The sequence below is a fragment of the Marinobacter adhaerens HP15 genome (assembly GCF_000166295.1).
In the GTDB taxonomy this organism is placed as follows: domain Bacteria; phylum Pseudomonadota; class Gammaproteobacteria; order Pseudomonadales; family Oleiphilaceae; genus Marinobacter; species Marinobacter adhaerens.
In genome coordinates, this window is record NC_017506.1 from 1,762,946 (window position 1) to 1,779,036 (window position 16,091).

17 protein-coding genes are annotated in these 16,091 nt (G+C 54.9%); 10 read left to right on the plus strand and 7 right to left on the minus strand.

What is annotated here, in order from left to right; translation table 11 throughout:
* Positions 1-45: 45 nt before the first annotated feature.
* From HP15_RS08350 to HP15_RS08360, 3 genes are all read left to right on the plus strand, one after another.
* Complete coding sequence (locus HP15_RS08350; protein ID WP_014577056.1) at positions 46-888, plus strand: NAD(P)H-binding protein; 843 nt, start codon at positions 46-48, stop codon at positions 886-888.
* Positions 889-986: 98 nt separating this feature from the next.
* The gene (locus HP15_RS08355) at positions 987-1,403 is read left to right on the plus strand and encodes a hypothetical protein (RefSeq protein WP_014577057.1); all 417 of its coding nucleotides are present in this window, start codon (positions 987-989) and stop codon (positions 1,401-1,403) included.
* A 106-nt stretch (positions 1,404-1,509) separates the two neighbouring features.
* Positions 1,510-1,848, plus strand: coding sequence for a hypothetical protein (locus HP15_RS08360; protein WP_049784468.1), 339 nt, complete (start codon positions 1,510-1,512; stop codon positions 1,846-1,848).
* A gap of 53 nt (positions 1,849-1,901) precedes the next feature.
* Here the strand turns inward: HP15_RS08360 and HP15_RS08365 are convergent, their stop codons facing one another.
* A complete protein-coding gene (locus HP15_RS08365; protein ID WP_041645205.1) occupies positions 1,902-2,450 on the minus strand; it encodes a carboxymuconolactone decarboxylase family protein in 549 nt (182 codons plus the stop codon).
* A gap of 128 nt (positions 2,451-2,578) precedes the next feature.
* Between HP15_RS08365 and HP15_RS08370 the strand changes: the two genes are divergently transcribed.
* Positions 2,579-3,493, plus strand: a complete 915-nt coding sequence (locus tag HP15_RS08370; RefSeq protein ID WP_041645206.1) for a LysR family transcriptional regulator — start codon at positions 2,579-2,581, stop codon at positions 3,491-3,493.
* Between the two features lie 24 nt (positions 3,494-3,517).
* On the opposite strand, the gene HP15_RS08375 is transcribed toward HP15_RS08370, so the two are convergent.
* Both HP15_RS08375 and HP15_RS08380 read right to left on the minus strand, forming a co-directional pair.
* Positions 3,518-4,060 carry an NADPH-dependent FMN reductase gene (locus HP15_RS08375; RefSeq protein WP_014577061.1) on the minus strand — a complete coding sequence of 181 codons (543 nt, stop codon included), beginning with the start codon at positions 4,058-4,060 and terminating at the stop codon, positions 3,518-3,520.
* Positions 4,057-4,929 (minus strand): pirin family protein, encoded by an 873-nt coding sequence (locus HP15_RS08380; RefSeq protein ID WP_041645207.1) that lies wholly within the window; start codon positions 4,927-4,929, stop codon positions 4,057-4,059. Before HP15_RS08380 ends, HP15_RS08375 begins: the two co-directional genes overlap by 4 nt.
* Positions 4,930-5,034: 105 nt before the next feature.
* Here HP15_RS08380 and HP15_RS08385 point away from each other — a divergent pair, with 105 nt between their 5' ends.
* Together HP15_RS08385 and HP15_RS08390 are read left to right on the plus strand one after the other, a co-directional pair.
* The gene (locus HP15_RS08385) at positions 5,035-5,946 is read left to right on the plus strand and encodes a LysR substrate-binding domain-containing protein (RefSeq protein ID WP_014577063.1); all 912 of its coding nucleotides are present in this window, start codon (positions 5,035-5,037) and stop codon (positions 5,944-5,946) included.
* A gap of 213 nt (positions 5,947-6,159) precedes the next feature.
* The gene (locus tag HP15_RS08390) at positions 6,160-6,654 is read left to right on the plus strand and encodes an anthrone oxygenase family protein (protein WP_169702151.1); all 495 of its coding nucleotides are present in this window, start codon (positions 6,160-6,162) and stop codon (positions 6,652-6,654) included.
* A gap of 391 nt (positions 6,655-7,045) precedes the next feature.
* On the opposite strand, the gene HP15_RS08395 is transcribed toward HP15_RS08390, so the two are convergent.
* Genes HP15_RS08395 through HP15_RS08405 form a run of 3 tightly spaced genes read right to left on the minus strand, consistent with a single transcriptional unit; the run spans position 7,046 to position 8,442 of the window.
* Positions 7,046-7,447: a GFA family protein gene (locus tag HP15_RS08395; protein WP_041645209.1), complete on the minus strand. Its 402-nt coding sequence runs from the start codon at positions 7,445-7,447 to the stop codon at positions 7,046-7,048.
* Positions 7,440-7,838, minus strand: coding sequence for a cupin domain-containing protein (locus HP15_RS08400; protein ID WP_014577067.1), 399 nt, complete (start codon positions 7,836-7,838; stop codon positions 7,440-7,442). The genes HP15_RS08395 and HP15_RS08400 overlap by 8 nt, the downstream gene beginning before the upstream one ends.
* 13 nt (positions 7,839-7,851) lie before the next feature.
* On the minus strand, positions 7,852-8,442 hold the full coding sequence (locus HP15_RS08405) for an NAD(P)H-dependent oxidoreductase (protein WP_014577068.1): 591 nt from the start codon (positions 8,440-8,442) through the stop codon (positions 7,852-7,854).
* 122 nt (positions 8,443-8,564) lie between these two features.
* Between HP15_RS08405 and HP15_RS08410 the strand changes: the two genes are divergently transcribed.
* From HP15_RS08410 to HP15_RS08425, 4 genes are all read left to right on the plus strand, one after another.
* Positions 8,565-8,924: a winged helix-turn-helix transcriptional regulator gene (locus tag HP15_RS08410; protein WP_014577069.1), complete on the plus strand. Its 360-nt coding sequence runs from the start codon at positions 8,565-8,567 to the stop codon at positions 8,922-8,924.
* Positions 8,925-9,080: 156 nt separating this feature from the next.
* Positions 9,081-10,490, plus strand: coding sequence for an aminotransferase-like domain-containing protein (locus tag HP15_RS08415; RefSeq protein WP_041646203.1), 1,410 nt, complete (start codon positions 9,081-9,083; stop codon positions 10,488-10,490).
* Between the two features lie 99 nt (positions 10,491-10,589).
* Positions 10,590-11,981, plus strand: coding sequence for a cytochrome c oxidase accessory protein CcoG (gene ccoG / locus HP15_RS08420; RefSeq protein WP_014577071.1), 1,392 nt, complete (start codon positions 10,590-10,592; stop codon positions 11,979-11,981).
* Complete coding sequence (locus tag HP15_RS08425) at positions 11,978-14,035, plus strand: putative bifunctional diguanylate cyclase/phosphodiesterase (RefSeq protein ID WP_014577072.1); 2,058 nt, start codon at positions 11,978-11,980, stop codon at positions 14,033-14,035. Before ccoG ends, HP15_RS08425 begins: the two co-directional genes overlap by 4 nt.
* 27 nt (positions 14,036-14,062) lie before the next feature.
* Here the strand turns inward: HP15_RS08425 and HP15_RS08430 are convergent, their stop codons facing one another.
* Entirely contained in the window at positions 14,063-15,943 is a 1,881-nt protein-coding gene (locus HP15_RS08430; protein ID WP_014577073.1) for a monovalent cation:proton antiporter-2 (CPA2) family protein, read from the minus strand.
* Between the last annotated feature and the right edge of the window lie 148 nt (positions 15,944-16,091).

A 16,091-nucleotide genomic window follows, 5' to 3' on the forward strand; every position in this document is an offset into this window, starting at 1 on the left:
GTTCCTCGAAAATTGACTTGCACTTACGAGAAAAGGAGCAAGTCAATGAAACCATCCAATCAGTCACATCAAACAATTCTTGTCGTAGGCGGTACCGGAAAAACCGGGAAACGCGTCGTTGAACAGCTTAAAAGCATTGGTCATGAGGTTCGAGTTGGGTCCCGCTCAGCGATCCCGTCTTTTGATTGGGCCAACGAGAAAAGCTGGGACGCCTGCCTCACTGGCGTAACCTCAGCCTACATCACTTACTCACCTGACCTGGCAATGCCTGGCGCAACTGACGCTATCCAGGCGTTCGTTAGCCTGGCCAGACGCCGCGGAGTGAAGCGACTTGTGCTGTTATCAGGGCGTGGCGAAGCCGAGGCACAAGCCTGCGAAGACATTGTTCAGGAATCTGGCCTCGAATGGACGGTGGTCCGCGCAAGCTGGTTTAACCAGAACTTCTCTGAAGGCGCATTCATCGACATGGTGTTGAATGGCGCCATCACTCTGCCAGCCGGTGATCAGGTCGAGCCCTTCGTTGATGTCGATGACATCGCAGACGTGGCTGTTGCGGCCCTGACTCAGGACAGCCACAGCGGGCGCATCTATGAAGTGACGGGGCCAAGACTCATGACCTTTGCAGACGTGGCCAACGATCTTTCCCGCGCGACCGGTCGCGAGATTTCATTCATCGACGTGCCTCACAAGAGCTTTATTACAGAGATGGAGAACTCCGGGGCGCCCGAGGATGTGGTCTGGATGCTGGACTATCTCTTCGCAACGGTTCTTGACGGCCGCAACGCCCATTTGACCGATGGCGTACAACAGGCACTTGGCCGGCCACCGAAAGACTTTGCAACCTTTGCAGAGGAAGTGGCAAACACGGGTATCTGGGAAGAACGATAAACGAGTCTGGCCCCCGAAATGAACCAGGTTTGGCAGGCGCTTGCAGCAGTTGTCAAACCTGACCCTTTCCCACTTTCAACTCACAGGGAACATGAAGAATGCTGGATAAGATACTGTTAACAATATCAATCGCACTTTACGCCATTGCTGTTCCGTATTTGGAAATTAACGACACCCACGTGTTCAACCCGGACTGGGTAGCCCATGCGAGATTGCACGAAGTGTGGCAACTGATTACCAACTCTTCTCTCGGTGCGATTGCCCTGTGGCTTACCTGGATGTCTGTCGATGGAAAGGGCAAAGCAAGTGTTATTGCGCTGGTGGTCACCGGCGGTTTCCTTGCAGCCTATGCCTTGCAGGGTTTATACGGCGGATCAATGGTGCATCCAGATGGTACGGAAAAGACTGTATCAGGCATCAATGTCGGCGTGATTGGATTCGGTTGGGTATTTGTGAGTTCCGTTTTCACACTCGTGAGAGCAGGGCGCCTTTCTGTCATGCAGCAGGAAAGTTAAATGGAACCAACAGGACAGGAAGTGCTCCAGGGGACTTCTCTGTAACAATAAGACTGCCCTGATAGTCAAAGGAGTGACTATCGTTGATTAGGTTCGGGAGGGCGCCATGACCGCTTTAACTCAGGTATCGCAGGGAAATTATGTACCGACAGAGGGAATGAAGGAGCTTTTGCGGCGGTGGTTTTATCTGAAGTTCGTTCAGAAAAAGAGCACCGTAGAGTTGATGGCGACAGCCTCCGACCTTCGAAATAAAAGCGCGTTGAGCATCGTGGCGCTGTTGGACGTTGACGAGCAAATGATCTCGCAAGTGGTCGGCAAGAAAAGGCTCATCTTTGTTCAGAACTGCCACGCTTACCTGAAGGGCTCGGTCAATCCTGCAGACCTGGGATCCGGCGTTTCAAGCAACCAATACCTGGAACTGTCTTGTGATCTTTCAGCTTGGTAGCGATGAAATAGAGATCACGGTGGCCCCTTTTCGCCACCGTGATCTCTATTTTGTTACTCCGACAGCGGTTTTACCGACGGGAAATCGATATCAGTCGCTAAGACCCGGTTGATGTAATTGGTCAGAACGTTCAGGGCTACGTTGCCAATGATTTCGACCAGCTCGGCGTCGCTGTATCCGGCTGAGCGAACCTTCTGAACGTCGTCATTTGAAACGTTTCCTCGATCCTTTGTGATCTTTGCTGCGAACTCGAGGGCAACGGCCGCTTTCTCGTCGTCCGAGTGTCCGCGTCTCGCAGCCTCGATTTCCTCAGAACTAAGTTTTGCAACGTTTCTGCCCAAGTAATCATGAGCCGCCAGGCAGTATTCGCAGTCGTTTATCTCCGCGACCGCCAACGCAATGCGCTCTCGCGTTTGGGCTGACAAAGAACCAGCGCTGAGGGCGCCGTTCAGGCCAAGATATCCTTCAAGGGTTTTGGGGCTATTCGCAGTAATGCGGAATAAATTGGGAACAGTACCCAAAAGGCTATTCACAGCTTCGAGCAATGCCCGCGAGGCTTGGGGAGCCTCTGAAATTGAGGCTGGTGTTGGAATGCGTGACATATCGTTTCTCCTGTTGATTTCGTTAAGGAGCATCGATATTAAAATTTCAGAATCAATTAATAATTGGTGCATAGAGCAATTCACTATTACGCATTGTGAAATTAACAATTCGGTAGGATGGCCGCTGTATGGATAAGATTGCATTGATGCGCGTCTTCGTGGAGGCCGCCGAACGCGAAAGCTTCGTAGGGGCTAGCCAGAGGCTAGACATGTCAGCCCCGGCTGTTACCCGTGCAATCGCCCAGTTGGAGGGCTCGTTGGGCGTTCGCTTATTCAACCGCACCACCAGGCGTGTCCGTTTGACTGAGTCTGGTAACCGCTACTTTCAGGATGCCAAGAGAATTCTGGAGGAAATTGAGGAGGTCGAGTCGGCGCTATTGGGGATTTACAGGGAACCAAAGGGCATTTTGTCTGTGACAGCGCCTGTGCTGTTTGGGAGAAAATACATTGTTCCCATCCTTATTGAGTTCCTCGACAGACACCCGGAAATCCAGGTGAAGGCAGCTTTCTACGATCGAGTGAGCAATATTCTCGATGAGGGCCTGGATGTAGCAATCCGTATCGGCAACCTGAAAGACTCCAGCCAGTTCGCTGTCAGGGTTGGGAATGTCCAAAAGGTAGTGTGTGGCTCTCCGGATTATTTAAGAAAACATGGCCTGCCAAATCATCCAGCTGACCTTGCTGATCACCAGATTATCCAGTCTTCTGCGGTAGAACCATCAACGACCTGGTGGTTTGAGTCATCTGAGGGCAAGACTTCTGTACGAGTCTCGCCGCGCCTCCAATTTAATCAGAATGACTCTGCAATCTCTGCAGTAAAGAGCGGCTACGGAATTACGCGGCTAATGTCATATCAAGTTGGAGAGGAATTCCAAACCGGTTCGTTAGTACGAATTCTCCAGGAACACGAACCCGAACCCATACCGATAAATATTGTTTACCTTGAGGGGTTGAGAGCGAGCGCCAAAATTCGCTCGTTCGTGGACCTGGCTAAAGTGAGGCTTCAGAATAATCTGCTGATCAACCATCAAATAAAACCCTGAATTCAGTGTCCAAGCTGAGGCTCGTTAGGTGGCCCGGGGTTCAAAAGCAAAGGCACTCAATACCTGTTCAAGCTTTTCAACCAGATCGCTATTCGTCAGCTCGCCGCGATCGACATCAAAGTTATCGAAAAAGCTTGGAATGCTGAGGCTGCCAACGACCTTGCCATTAAAAAAGGGAGCAGCGGTTTCAGCAAGCTTCAGCACGGTATTTCCGCCACCGGGCCCCGGAGACGTGGCGAGCATCACGATCGGTTTGTCACGGTAGACGTTCCGGCCAATTCGACTCATCCAATCGAAGAGGTTTTTAAACGCTACAGTGAAATTGCCATTGTGCTCGGCAAAGGAAACCAGAATCACGTCCGCTTGTTCGATCCTGGCCTGGAAGGCATGCGCGCACTTAGGAATGCCGTATTGCTCCTCCAGGTCGATGTTGTAGATCGGCAAGTCAAAATCATTAATCTCAACATAATCGATCTCAGCATTCGCCAGCTTGGTCGCAGCGTATTTCACGAGTTGTTTATTGATGGATTTGCGACTGTTGGTCGCGGCAAACGTTAATACTTTCATACAAGGCTCCCCAACTCTCCCGCGTTATAACGAGCAACCACCTCATCGATTTCTTGTTGAGTGCTCATTGCAAACGGTCCGTATTGAACGAAATTTTCATTGATTGTCTCACCCGAGAGCACCGCAAAATGGCTGCTTGATGAAGACTTTCCGCGTATCGTGAGTGCCTCGCCCTCTGCACCATCAATCGCGCTGGACTCTCCCTGGTGGAGCGTGAACCATTCGCCGCGCACGTGAAATTCGATGTCGCCTTCAACTGAATAGATCCAGGCATTGAAGCCCGTTTGAATGCGGTGTTCGAATAACGATGTTTTGTCAGCAAAACCATCAAGAATAGTGGCTGGCCATACCGACGCCGCGTCCGTCTCGACCCCGTTGCTTCGGCCAAGAACCAGCCGCACACGATAGCCCGGGCCGTTCAGGGTCGGCATGTCTTCTCGCTTCACATGCAGGGAGCTTGGCGCCTGGTGCTTCATGCGGCCGGGCAAGTTAACGAAAACCTGTAGTCCATGAATCGTGGCGCCTTCTCGCGGTGCCTCGTCGTGAACGGCACCGCTGCCCGCATTCAGCCAGTAGAGGTCACCAGGGTTAATGTCGAAGTCATTCCCCAGCGAATCGCGGTTGTTGAATTTGCCTTCCGTATCTTCAAACAAAACGGTGACTGCCGAGAGGCCAGCGTGAGGGTGGGCGCCAAAGGTAGGTGCCGTCATAGTGTAGTGATCCACCATGATGAAGGGATCCATGGCCCCATAAAACTGCCCGTGGCGAAAACCCACACCCGTGAACCCTGAGCCGACACTCAGTGGACTCCCCTTTACCGGGGCAAGAGCTGTTATCGAGCCATGTTGTTGAGCAACCTGATAGGCCATAGTCTTTCTCCGTTCCATATGTGATCTGAAAATAATCTAGCAGCTTGGTATCTAAACAAAAATGGCTAAAATATGAACTATACGTTCCATATATAGGACGCTAGTGTGAGCATTGACCTGAACGACTACTTCTATTTCGTGCATGTTGTTGAAAAGAAGGGTTACACCGCAGCGGCAAAGGCATTGGACATGCCCAAGTCGCGACTGAGCCGACATGTTGCTCAGCTGGAGGAGCGCCTTGGTGTGAGGCTGCTTCAGAGAAGTTCCCGCAATGTCGCCGTTACCGAAGAAGGGAAGAGCTTCTACCAGCATGCTCGAAAGCTCGTTGACCAATTCGAAATGGCTGAAGCAGCAATGGACAATAGAGGTGGAAGGCTTTCAGGAAAGGTTGTGATCAGTTGTTCGCTGGGTGTGGCGCAATTTGTTCTGTTCGATATCGTGACTGATTTCGCCAGGTTGCACCCGAACGTGCTTATCGAACAACGCGTCACCAACTCCATGATCGACTTGATTACTGAGGGAGTAGACATCGCTATTCGCGGGCACAGTGGTGAATTGCCTGATTCGAGTTTGATACAGCGGTTTATCGCGAATGTGGAATGGCAGTTTTATTGCTCGCCTGGTTATCTGGAGCAACTAGAACAACTGCAAACACCTTATGATTTCGCCAGTTGTCGTTTCTTAAAGGTGGGGAGAGCCGGCGCGAAAGAGGCGATTCCCTTGCAGCACAAAGATGGTCTTCGTACCCATCAGACTACCCATATCGCACTTTGCTCAGAGGATATGTCGACAATTAGGCAAGCCGCAATCGATGGCCTGGGCGTTACTGCATTGCCTGATTATGTCTGCAGAGCACCCGTTGAAGCCGGCCAGCTCGTTCGGGTATTGCCAGCCTGGGTATCCCAGTACGCAAGCCTCAGTCTGTTGATGCCATCACGGGTAGGTGTGCCACCGCATACAAAAGCTTTAGCCGAGTTCATTCGAGAGCGGCTGCCATTGGCTGTGAGGCCGCAATAGACGGAGCAGGGCGGATGTACACGGCTTTCAAGCGTTGAGCAGAACAGACTCAAAAGTCCTATCGACTATGGATTGGTTGAGGCTGTGTTTGAATTTGTCGCCCTCGGCAAAAACTTTGGCATGCTGCGGCAATAACATCCGACATGGTTCCACGAAAATTGGCTTGTACCTGAACCAACTAACGTTCATTGCCCGTCTGACAGGAGCCATATTATGACTTTGCTTGAACTCGCACTGATCGTGGCTACGTTGCTAGCTGCCTTAACCGCTGGGTTTGTCTTTTCCTTTGCATCGGTTGTTATGCCAGGAATTGGAAACTTAACGGATAAGGAATTCATTCGCGCATTTCAGGCTATCGACGGCGTGATCCAGGCCGGTCATCCCGTCTTTGGTCTTGTATGGATCGGATCCGTCTTTGCTTTAGTGGCAGCGGCGATTCTGGCAGTCCTGCAGAACGACGGCCTTGTGCCAACCTTGGTAGTTGCCAGTGCCGTCGTCTATACCCTCGGGGTCCAACTACCAACATTCCTGATTAATGTTCCGCTCAATAACGCCCTACAAATGTTGAATGTGGACGACATGGATGAACTCATGCTTGCCTCAGAACGGCGCTCTTTTGAAAATCGCTGGGTACGATGGAACCTGATAAGGACTGCATTTGCTTCCGGGGTTAGCGTTTCATTGATGCTGGTTCTGCTGTGGCTTTGACAGAGCCTGCCGGCAGGGAGATGGCTGTGGAGCGGTTAGACGACCAACCTAACCGCTTAAATCCCTGAATCGCTGAATCAACAACTTAAGAACCTTTTTCAACACAAAGTGCTTAAAAAAGCCCAGCCATGTCTTTGTCATTGGTTGGTCAAACTTTTCCACGCAAAGTACTTAAAATGGCGTACGGGTCCTCAGGGTATTGGAAGCTGCGCCGCTTGCGAGCTAGGGGAGGACGAGCGCTTTCAGATGGCTTGGCGAGAAACGCTGCTAAACAAAAGCGAACGTTCAAAGCTTGAAAGGCGGGCCTGAAACTTGCCCGCCCTTACTCATCTCTCCGGGTTATGCTCCAGTTATCTTTTAACCTCAGGTAGGTGGCTGGAAAACGCAGATGTCATCGCTTCGGCAGCGGATCATCAATGTTGATGATTCTGCGGTCGTAGAAAAAATGACTGCTGGGCTGATAGCTCTCCGGAAGGGTGTGGTCGTGAGTTTTCAGAACCAGCAGTTGTGAGACCAACTTCCAGCCCATGGCGTTGGTGTTGTACAGCACCTCGCCGCAGTCCCGGCAGAAAACCCGCGTCATGCGTTTAGTCGGGTGCTGGAAGGTGTTCACTGAATCGGCCCCATGCGCAATCTCCACCTGATCCGCTTCCCACGCTAGAACCGAATGATAGGGCACCTGAAGCAGGTCCCGGCAGTCTTCGCAGTGGCAATAGCCGTGTACTTTTGGGGCGCCTGTCATGGTGACTTCCACGGCGCCACAGTCGCAGTGAACGGAATGTTGTTCAGTCATGGCGTTGTCCTCCCGGTTTGTTTTCGACGATGATCGCAATCACCGTGTTGTTGCCGACGTTGGTTACCCGGTGAGTCCAAGCCTCGTGCCACATGACATGCCCGTCTGGCACTTCGGCCTCCAAGGTGTCGCCATTAAGAGTTTGAATGCTCAATTGGCCGCCCTGTTGGAAATACACCGTCTCATCGTGGTGCCGGTGCATCGCGTCGGACTCGCCTGGCTCAAGCACCATTTTTAAAACCAGAACTTCGTCGTTTCCTTTCAGCACAGTGTAGTAGTCAGGCGATGCGATATGGGCAGGGTTGAGAGGCTCTTCCTCTGCGGCCACTACGGTGGAAGCCGACGCGAACAGGGTAAACAGCAGCAGGCTTGCATAGATTTTCGTCGGCATGGTGGCTCCTGTCTTATCCTGGAATATGTGCTTCGAGGTGTTGGGTAAAGCGCTGGAAGTCTTTCTCAACCTGCGGGTTTTTCATCACGTCGTAGCAGGCGAAGGTTTCCAGCGGTTCCATGGCAAAGAACCGGAAGTTCATGTGCATGGGGAACAGCAGGTCGTCCACGCTTTTGCCCTGGAACAGATATTCGTCGGGATTGTCGAACGATTCTTGCGGCGCGTTGAACGTCAGCGATATCAGATACTTTTTACCCGCCAGTGTGCCGCCGGTGCCGTAATTCGACTTGGGTGCATCCTCTGTTCGGCCATCGCCGTTACACAGGGCGCCGCCCATGCCAGCGGTGTACACCTCGTCCATGTACTTCTTGAATGTCCAGGGCACACCCATCCAGTTGACAGGGGTTTGCAGAATCACGATGTCGGCCCACTGATGGTTTTTCAGTTCCTGGTCCACGTTCCAGCCGTTGTCCACTTCGACTATGCGGGTTTTGTGGCCCTTGGCAGTCAGTAGTTCATCGGCTATCTGCACCAGAGTGCCGTTAAGTTTGCCTTCCGCAAAGGAATAGTGATGGTGAGCGTTGATGATAAGAACGTTGCTCATGAAAGCCTCCGGTTCGTTGAATTTTCAGGTAACCTATCCATTGCAGGTATATTAAAGTTACCTGTACTATGCGATCAATTAGTATACTTTTAGTAACCTGCTATTTATTTGGGGGTGGAGTCATGGGCAGCCATGTAGAAACAGACGCTCAGGGCCGCAAAACCGCGGTCAACGTCTGCCTGGAACCCTGCGCCATTGAGCGCGGCATGCGCATTATCGGAGGAAAGTGGACGGGATCGATCATCTTTCACCTGAAAGACGGCCCTGTGCGCTTCAATGATCTGGCTCGCATGCTGGGCGGCGCCAGCAAGAAGATGATTGATCAACGGTTGAAGGAGCTGGAAGCCCGACAGATGGTGGTGCGAAAAGTCATCAACGACCGGCCAGTGGCGGTGACCTATGAGTTGACGGACTTCGGGCGCAGTGCATTGAAGATTCTGGATGAGTTGCGGATGTGGTCAGACGAGCACAAAATTAAGTAACCCTATGAGTCGATCTGGAGTGGGCAGGGGCCTCCTTGAACTGAAGTTGGCCATGGTGGCCTATTCACTGCCTGTAAACCCATGAGAAATGGGGGTTACTGCATTTATTACGCCGATGATGGCATGGTCCACACCAAGTTCTGGGGGAGACTCTCTTTGGCTGAAGAAACGCACCGCTATCAGCAGCTGGAGCAGTGGATACTGCAAGGCATCATTGACGGTCGCTGGAAGTCGGGTGATCGTCTGCCATCCATTCGGGAGATATGTGCACAACAGGGCGTGTCAAAAGCCACAGTCCAGCATGCCCTGCAGCGACTTGAGGCACAGGGGTTTCTGGAGGTTCGGCCAAAGGCAGGCCATTTCGTTACCCTGGCGCCTAAAGCCACTGCACCGCCGAGAACCACCTCCCGTATTGAAGCGCCGCGCCCCGTCAATGTTAGTGATTTACTGCTGGACATTATGGATCGAAATGCGGCGTTCGATCTTCTCCCCAAACTGCATGCCGGCGAATTGCCACCAGGAATCGTAAGCCTCAACCGAGCCATTGGGAGAGCGCTTCGGAGGCAGCGTGGCGCCGACTTCCAGTATTACGACAAGCCTGCAGGCGATCTGAAATTGCGGGAACAGCTTGGGCTTCTGCTGGCTAAACGAGGGTGGCCAGTGACGCCAGATGAACTATGTATAACCTCGGGCTGTCAACATGCCTTGTTCCTGGCGCTCATGGCTTGCTGTCAGCGCGGGGACGTCGTTGCCGTGGAATCGCCGGGTTTCTATGGGGTACTGCAACTGCTGGAACAACTCGGTTTGCAAGTTATGGAAATACCAACCTCCACGGCAAGCGGTATGGATATGGACGCCCTTGAAGAAGCACTGGGGCGCTGGAACATCCAGGCATGCGTCGTGTCTCCGGCGTTTGCTACGCCAGGAGGGGCGTTGATGTCCGAGGCTCCCCGGCGACGACTGATGGCCCTGGCGGAAAAGTACGATCTGGCCGTTATCGAAGACGATATATACGCGGAGTCGGGGTTTTCCCGGGTTCCCGACACTCTTAAAGCGCTGGATGAGAACAATCGTGTCATCCACTGCAGTTCGTTTTCCAAGGTGTTATCCAGGGACCTGCGGCTGGGCTGGATTTCAGGGGCACGCTGGCATCAGCGGATACTGCACCTGAAAATGGTGACTCAACTGGCCAGTAGCCGCTACTTACAACAGGGCGTTGCGGCCTATATGGAAGAAGGTGAGCTGTCCGCCCATCTCCGCAGGCAACGAAAGGTGCTGAGTGAGCAACGCGACCGGCTACTGGCTTCACTGCTCGCATGGCCGGTGTCGGTAAGAGTGACGGCGCCCCAGGGCGGCCTGGCGGTCTGGCTGGAACTGCCTGCAACGGTCGACACCCTGGCTGTATACCCCAAGGCGCTTGACGCAGGTGTTGTGATCACGCCCGGCCCACTTTTTTCCGCATCGGGTAAGTATGGCAATTGTCTGAGGATCAGCTTTTCCCATCCCTGGGATGAGCGAAGAATCCGCGCCCTGAATCAACTACCAGAGTTGCTGTATCTTACCTGACGGCCCATCTGTCCCTATTAAAAATTAAAAATTTGAGCCTGCACCGATCCCGTGGAACTGGATAACCTCACTGTCAGATAGAACGACTGTAAGTGAGTAATGAGCCAGAATATCCCGCTTCGCAATATTGATACCGTTCCTGACCGCCCCACGCTCATGGATAAAATTCATACCCGCAGTTTCAAGGGCTATTTCAGGCGACTGAGAATCCTTGGTGGAGCACTCCTGTTTGCTCTGTATTTTGGAACGGTCTGGTTAACCAGCGGAGACCGCCAGGCGGTCTTATGGGACCTTTCTGAGAAGCAGTTCCATATTTTCGGCAGTACCTTCTGGCCTCAGGATCTGGTTCTCCTGTCAGCAATCCTGATCATATGCGCAGTCGGGCTATTCTTTTTGACCGTGCTGGCCGGGCGGGTCTGGTGCGGATATACCTGTCCCCAAAGCGTGTGGATGTGGATATTCATGTGGGCAGAGAAAGTCACCGAGGGCGACCGAAACCAGCGCATCAAACTTGACCAGGCTCCAATGAGCATCGCCAAGTTTTTCAAACGCGCCCGGAAGCATACGCTCTGGTTGCTGATCAGCCTTGCGACAGCCGTGACGTTCGTTGGTTACTTCACGCCCATCCGGGAACTGCTACCCAATCTGATTACCATGGATATTGGGGCAACGGCTCTTTTCTGGGTCTTTTTCTTCACGGTGGCAACCTACACCAACGCAGGATGGCTCCGTGAGAAAGTGTGCCTGCATATGTGTCCCTACGGCCGTTTCCAGTCGTCCATGCTGGATCAGGACTCATTGGTCATTACCTATGATGCAGCGCGAGGCGAGTCCAGAGGCCCCCGGAAGAAAGGGGCGGATTACAAGTCGGAAGGGCTGGGTGATTGTATCGACTGCCAGATGTGCGTTCAGGTGTGCCCTACGGGTATCGATATTCGCGATGGCCTGCAGATGGAGTGCATAGCCTGTGCGGCGTGCATTGACGCCTGTGATTCGGTCATGGAAAAAATGGCCTACGGTACGGGGCTGATTCGCTACACCAGCGAGCGGGCATTGAATGGAGGTGGACTGCGTATTGTCAGGCCAAGGATGCTCGGTTACGCCGTCGTTCTACTCGCAATGATTTCAGCGTTGTCCTGGGCTTTCGTCTCCAGACCAATGCTGACACTTGATATCGAAAAAGACCGTGGCTTGTTTCGATACAACACGCAAGGCCATATCGAAAACAGTTATGTATTGAAGATCCTCAACAAGAGCCAGCACAGTCAGAGTTATAACATCGGTGTGTCTGGAGTGGACGGCCTGCAACTGAGCTCTGCAGCGCCTGTGTCTGTAGGAGCAAGGGAGAGAGTTGAGCTTCCGATTACCGTATCCGTTGCACCGGAGTCCCTTGAGACTGAAGTCAGTGCTATCAATTTCCATCTTCAATCAGTGAAAGATCCGGCACTGAAACTCGTCGCAAACAGTAAATTCGTGGGGACAATACAATGACTGAAAACCACATGCATGAGGTCATGGACCGGCTGTCACCGTCGGTCTTCGCCGGTCTGCTAACCGTCGATGGCGTGCTCACATACGCCAATAAGGCTGCGCTGGATGCCATTGGCGCACAAGCCGAGGAGGTGCTGGGCCGACCGTTCGATGCCACCCCCTGGTGGCGGTTCTCGGACCAGAGCCGGCAACGTCTGCGTGAGTCGATACGGGCCGCCGGCCGGGGCCTTGCGTCCCGCTTTGACGTGCCTATCCTTGATCTCAATGGCCGGGTGCGGACCATGGATTTCACCCTGCACCCGGTCTACGACGACAACGGAAACGTCACCTATCTGGTACCTTCCGGGCGCGACATCACGGAGCGCAGGCAGGCGGAGCGGGAGCTGCGGCTGACCCAGTTCGCAGTGGATCACGCGCGGGGCGCAATGTTCCAGATCGATGCCGACGGGCGGGTACGCTATGCCAATCGCGCGGCCTGCGACATGCTCGGGTACGCCCGCGAAGACCTTACAGGACGCTTGCTTTCCGATATCGATCCCACCATGACGGAAGGGGTATGGCGGGAGCATTTGCACGAGTTGAAGGCGCAGGGCTCGGCACGACTTGAGTCACTCGCCCGCCGCAGCGACGGGGGACTGATCCCCATCGAGGTAACCGCCACCTACATCGAGTACGAAGGTGAGCCCGTCAGCTTCTCCTATGTCGACGATCTCACGGCCCGTAGGGCATCCGAGGAGCGCATCCACTATCTAACCCGATTCGACGGCCTTACCCGGTTGCCGAACCGGACTGCACTCCACGAACGCCTCGAACAGGCCATCGAGTCGGCGCAACACAGCAACTCGTCTGTGGCGCTTCTGATTGTCGGGCTCGACCGCCTGGGGCTGGTCAACGACGCCCTGGGGCACGCGGGCGGAGACGAGGTGCTTCGCGCCATCGCCGAGAGGCTGTCCGCATGCGCGGAAACACCCGCGACCGTGGCCCGTATTGGCGGGGATGAATTTGCGATCATGTACACGACAGATACGCAGCAGGATCTCCATGCCGAGTATTGGATTCAACGCATCCTTGAGTCAGTCTCCGAGCCCTTGCGGATCGACGATCAGGAGATCTGCCTAACCTGCAGCATTGGCTCTGCCGCCTATCCAACCGACGGAACGGACTCGGGAGAGCTGTTCAAGAACGCCTCTTCAGCGCTGCGCTGTGCCAAGGGCCGGGGGCGCAACATGCACCAGGCTTATGCCATTGCCACGGCCAACCGGGATCCGGAGCGACTGTTCCTGGAGTCAGCGCTGCGCGGTGCTCAGAAGTACGGCGAGTTCAGCGTACATTACCAACCCCGTATCGACGTGGACACCGGCGCGCCCGTTGGCGCTGAAGCACTGTTGCGCTGGCATCACCCCGACAAGGGTATGATTTCGCCTGCGCGTTTTATCCCTATTGCGGAGGAGACCGGCCTGATCGAATCGATAGGGGAGTGGGTGCTGCGAGCGGCATGCGAGCAGAACAGGCTCTGGCGTGAAAGTGACCTGAAGCCCGGACGCATTGGCGTGAACCTCTCAGCCCGGCAGTTCCGCCACGCAGACCTCGCTCTGCGGGTGGTGCAACTACTTAAAGAGTCCGGCCTGGACCCGGAACATCTGGAACTCGAAATCACCGAAAGCATGCTCATGGAGGACGTCGATGCTGCGATCACGACAATGACGTGCCTCAAGGATTACGGCGTGAGCATCGCGCTGGACGACTTCGGCACCGGTTACTCCTGCCTGAGCTACCTGAAGCGCTTCCCGATCGATACGCTCAAAATCGACCAGTCGTTCGTCCGCGAAATCACCAGTGATCCGGCCAGTGCCGCGATCGCCGACGCCATCATCGCCATGGCCCAACGCCTGGGTCTGGATGTCATCGCCGAAGGCGTGGAGACCCCGGAGCAGTGCCGATTGCTGCGTGAAAGCGGATGTCGGCTTATGCAGGGCTACCTGTTTGCAAGACCGGTGCCGGCAGAGGATCTGACCAAACTGCTGCGTGTTGGGAACCTCGGCAAGCACCTCTGACTCGGCTTGGGCTGACATCGCCAGTAATCAGCCGTCGTTCCTCGGTGGTGTCCACGACGGTGTTTCGTCCTCGATTCGCCGTGCGTCTTCCCGCATGGCGTGACCCAGTGACTCGTCCAGTTTCATGAACAGCTCCCCGTAGCGTGGGCTGAAATGGATGCCTTCCTGGATGTTGCGCCAGGCGCTGAACAGTTGGTCTTCGTTGGCTTTTTCGCTGGCGACAAAGGATTGGGTCATCCGGCGAGCGCGTTCGGGGTGGACACCCATGGCGGTGAGGGCATCGCCGCCGAGAGCCAGGGCGGAGTAGTAGGTTTCGCTCACTACGTCGTCGGCGCCGGCTTCTCGCAGTTCGTAGCCGTGGCCGCGGTCGAAGGCGCGGGCCAGTACCCAGACCTCCGGGTAAAGCTGTTTGACATGACGCACCAGATTAACGGCCCGGTCGCGGTCATCAATGGCGACGACGAGCAGGCGAGCCTCGGCAATGCCAGCGGTTTCCAGTAGCTGGATACGGGTGGCGTCGCCAAAGTAGCTTGTCAGTTGGATCCGCCGCAGGTTTTCGATCTGCTCCAGGGCATGGTCCAGGGCAACGCTGGGAATGTTGTTGGCGCGAAGCAACCGGCAGACGATCTGCCCGAAGCGGCCGACCCCTGCCACAATCACCGGCGCCTGCTCTTCTATCTCATCCGGCTCCGCTTCTTCATTGGAGGCCTTCTGATAGCGGGGCAGCACCACCCGCTCATAGACAATGAACAACAGCGGTGTCAGGAACATGGACAGGGCCACGACCAGTGACAGCATCTGCGCGGTGTCCGCCGGGATCACACGGTTCTGGGTGCTGTAGGTCAGCAGCACAAACCCGAATTCACCGGCCTGGGCGAGCCCGAGGGTGAACAGCCAGCCTTCACTGCTGCGGATGCGGAAGGCGAGGGCCAGAACAACCAGAATCAGTGCCTTGCCAATGATCACCGCCAGGGCGAGAAGCAGGACGATATCCCAGGACTCCGCCAGAACGCCGAAATTGATTCCCGCGCCCACGGTAATGAAGAACAGCCCCAGCAGCAGCCCTTTGAACGGCTCGATATTGGCTTCCAGTTCGTGCCGGAATTCGCTGTTGGCCAGCACCACACCGGCCAGGAATGCGCCAAGTGCCGGTGACAGGTCTACCAGGCTCATGAGCGCCGCGATGCCGATAATGAGCATCAGGGACGTGGCGGTGAATACCTCCCGCATGCCGGACTTCACCACGTAGCGGAACAGTGGCCGGCTCAGGTAATGGCCGCAGACAATCACCAGCACGATCGCACCGACAACGGCCAGCCCATGTGCCCAGCCCGGCAGGTTCTCAACCAGGCTCAGGCTGCTGTGTCCGTGCTCTGCATCGGTGGCGGAGATTCCGGACACGGCCAGCAGCGGGATGACGGCCAACATGGGAATCACCGCAATGTCCTGGAAAAGCAGCACCGAGAAGGCACTCTGGCCACCTTCGGTTTTGACCAGACCCTTTTCGGTCAGCGTCTGCAACACAATCGCGGTTGAGGAGAGGGAGAAGAGAAACCCTACCGCCACGGCGGTTTGCCAGGCCATCCCCAACGACCAGGCAAAGCCGGTAGCGGCGGCTGCGGTCAGTGTGACCTGCAGGCCGCCGAGGCCGAGCAGCCGGACCCGCATGGCCCAGAGAGATTTGGGATCAAGCTCCATCCCCACCAGGAACAGCATCATCACCACGCCGAATTCGGCAAAATGCTGAAGGGTGACCGTCTCCTGGCCCACCAGCCCGGTCACCGGTCCGATGACGACACCGGCCACCAGGTAACCGAGTACCGACCCCAGCCCGAGCCGCCTGGCCAGCGGCACCGCGATGACCGCCGCCACCAGGTATATAAACGCCTGAACAAAGTAGTCAGTCATCAGTTATGTCCTTGGGCCGAAAATCGGAGATTCGTCCTCTAACCTTAGACCAACCGCTGTAATTCGCCTCGGGGAACAGTGTGGCCCTGATTCCTTCGTGCCGCCTTGCTTTCGATCCACCTCGAACTATACTTAAATTTAAGCTTCT

Coding starts and splice junctions, on each gene's coding strand:
- HP15_RS08350 (WP_014577056.1), top strand. CDS start 46: ATGAAACCATCCAATCAGTCACATCAAACAATTCTTGTCGTAGGCGGT.
- HP15_RS08355 (WP_014577057.1), top strand. CDS start 987: ATGCTGGATAAGATACTGTTAACAATATCAATCGCACTTTACGCCATT.
- HP15_RS08360 (WP_049784468.1), top strand. CDS start 1,510: ATGACCGCTTTAACTCAGGTATCGCAGGGAAATTATGTACCGACAGAG.
- HP15_RS08365 (WP_041645205.1), bottom strand. CDS start 2,450: ATGTCACGCATTCCAACACCAGCCTCAATTTCAGAGGCTCCCCAAGCC.
- HP15_RS08370 (WP_041645206.1), top strand. CDS start 2,579: ATGGATAAGATTGCATTGATGCGCGTCTTCGTGGAGGCCGCCGAACGC.
- HP15_RS08375 (WP_014577061.1), bottom strand. CDS start 4,060: ATGAAAGTATTAACGTTTGCCGCGACCAACAGTCGCAAATCCATCAAT.
- HP15_RS08380 (WP_041645207.1), bottom strand. CDS start 4,929: ATGGCCTATCAGGTTGCTCAACAACATGGCTCGATAACAGCTCTTGCC.
- HP15_RS08390 (WP_169702151.1), top strand. CDS start 6,160: ATGACTTTGCTTGAACTCGCACTGATCGTGGCTACGTTGCTAGCTGCC.
- HP15_RS08395 (WP_041645209.1), bottom strand. CDS start 7,447: ATGACTGAACAACATTCCGTTCACTGCGACTGTGGCGCCGTGGAAGTC.
- HP15_RS08400 (WP_014577067.1), bottom strand. CDS start 7,838: ATGCCGACGAAAATCTATGCAAGCCTGCTGCTGTTTACCCTGTTCGCG.
- HP15_RS08405 (WP_014577068.1), bottom strand. CDS start 8,442: ATGAGCAACGTTCTTATCATCAACGCTCACCATCACTATTCCTTTGCG.
- HP15_RS08410 (WP_014577069.1), top strand. CDS start 8,565: ATGGGCAGCCATGTAGAAACAGACGCTCAGGGCCGCAAAACCGCGGTC.
- ccoG (WP_014577071.1), top strand. CDS start 10,590: ATGAGCCAGAATATCCCGCTTCGCAATATTGATACCGTTCCTGACCGC.
- HP15_RS08425 (WP_014577072.1), top strand. CDS start 11,978: ATGACTGAAAACCACATGCATGAGGTCATGGACCGGCTGTCACCGTCG.
- HP15_RS08430 (WP_014577073.1), bottom strand. CDS start 15,943: ATGACTGACTACTTTGTTCAGGCGTTTATATACCTGGTGGCGGCGGTC.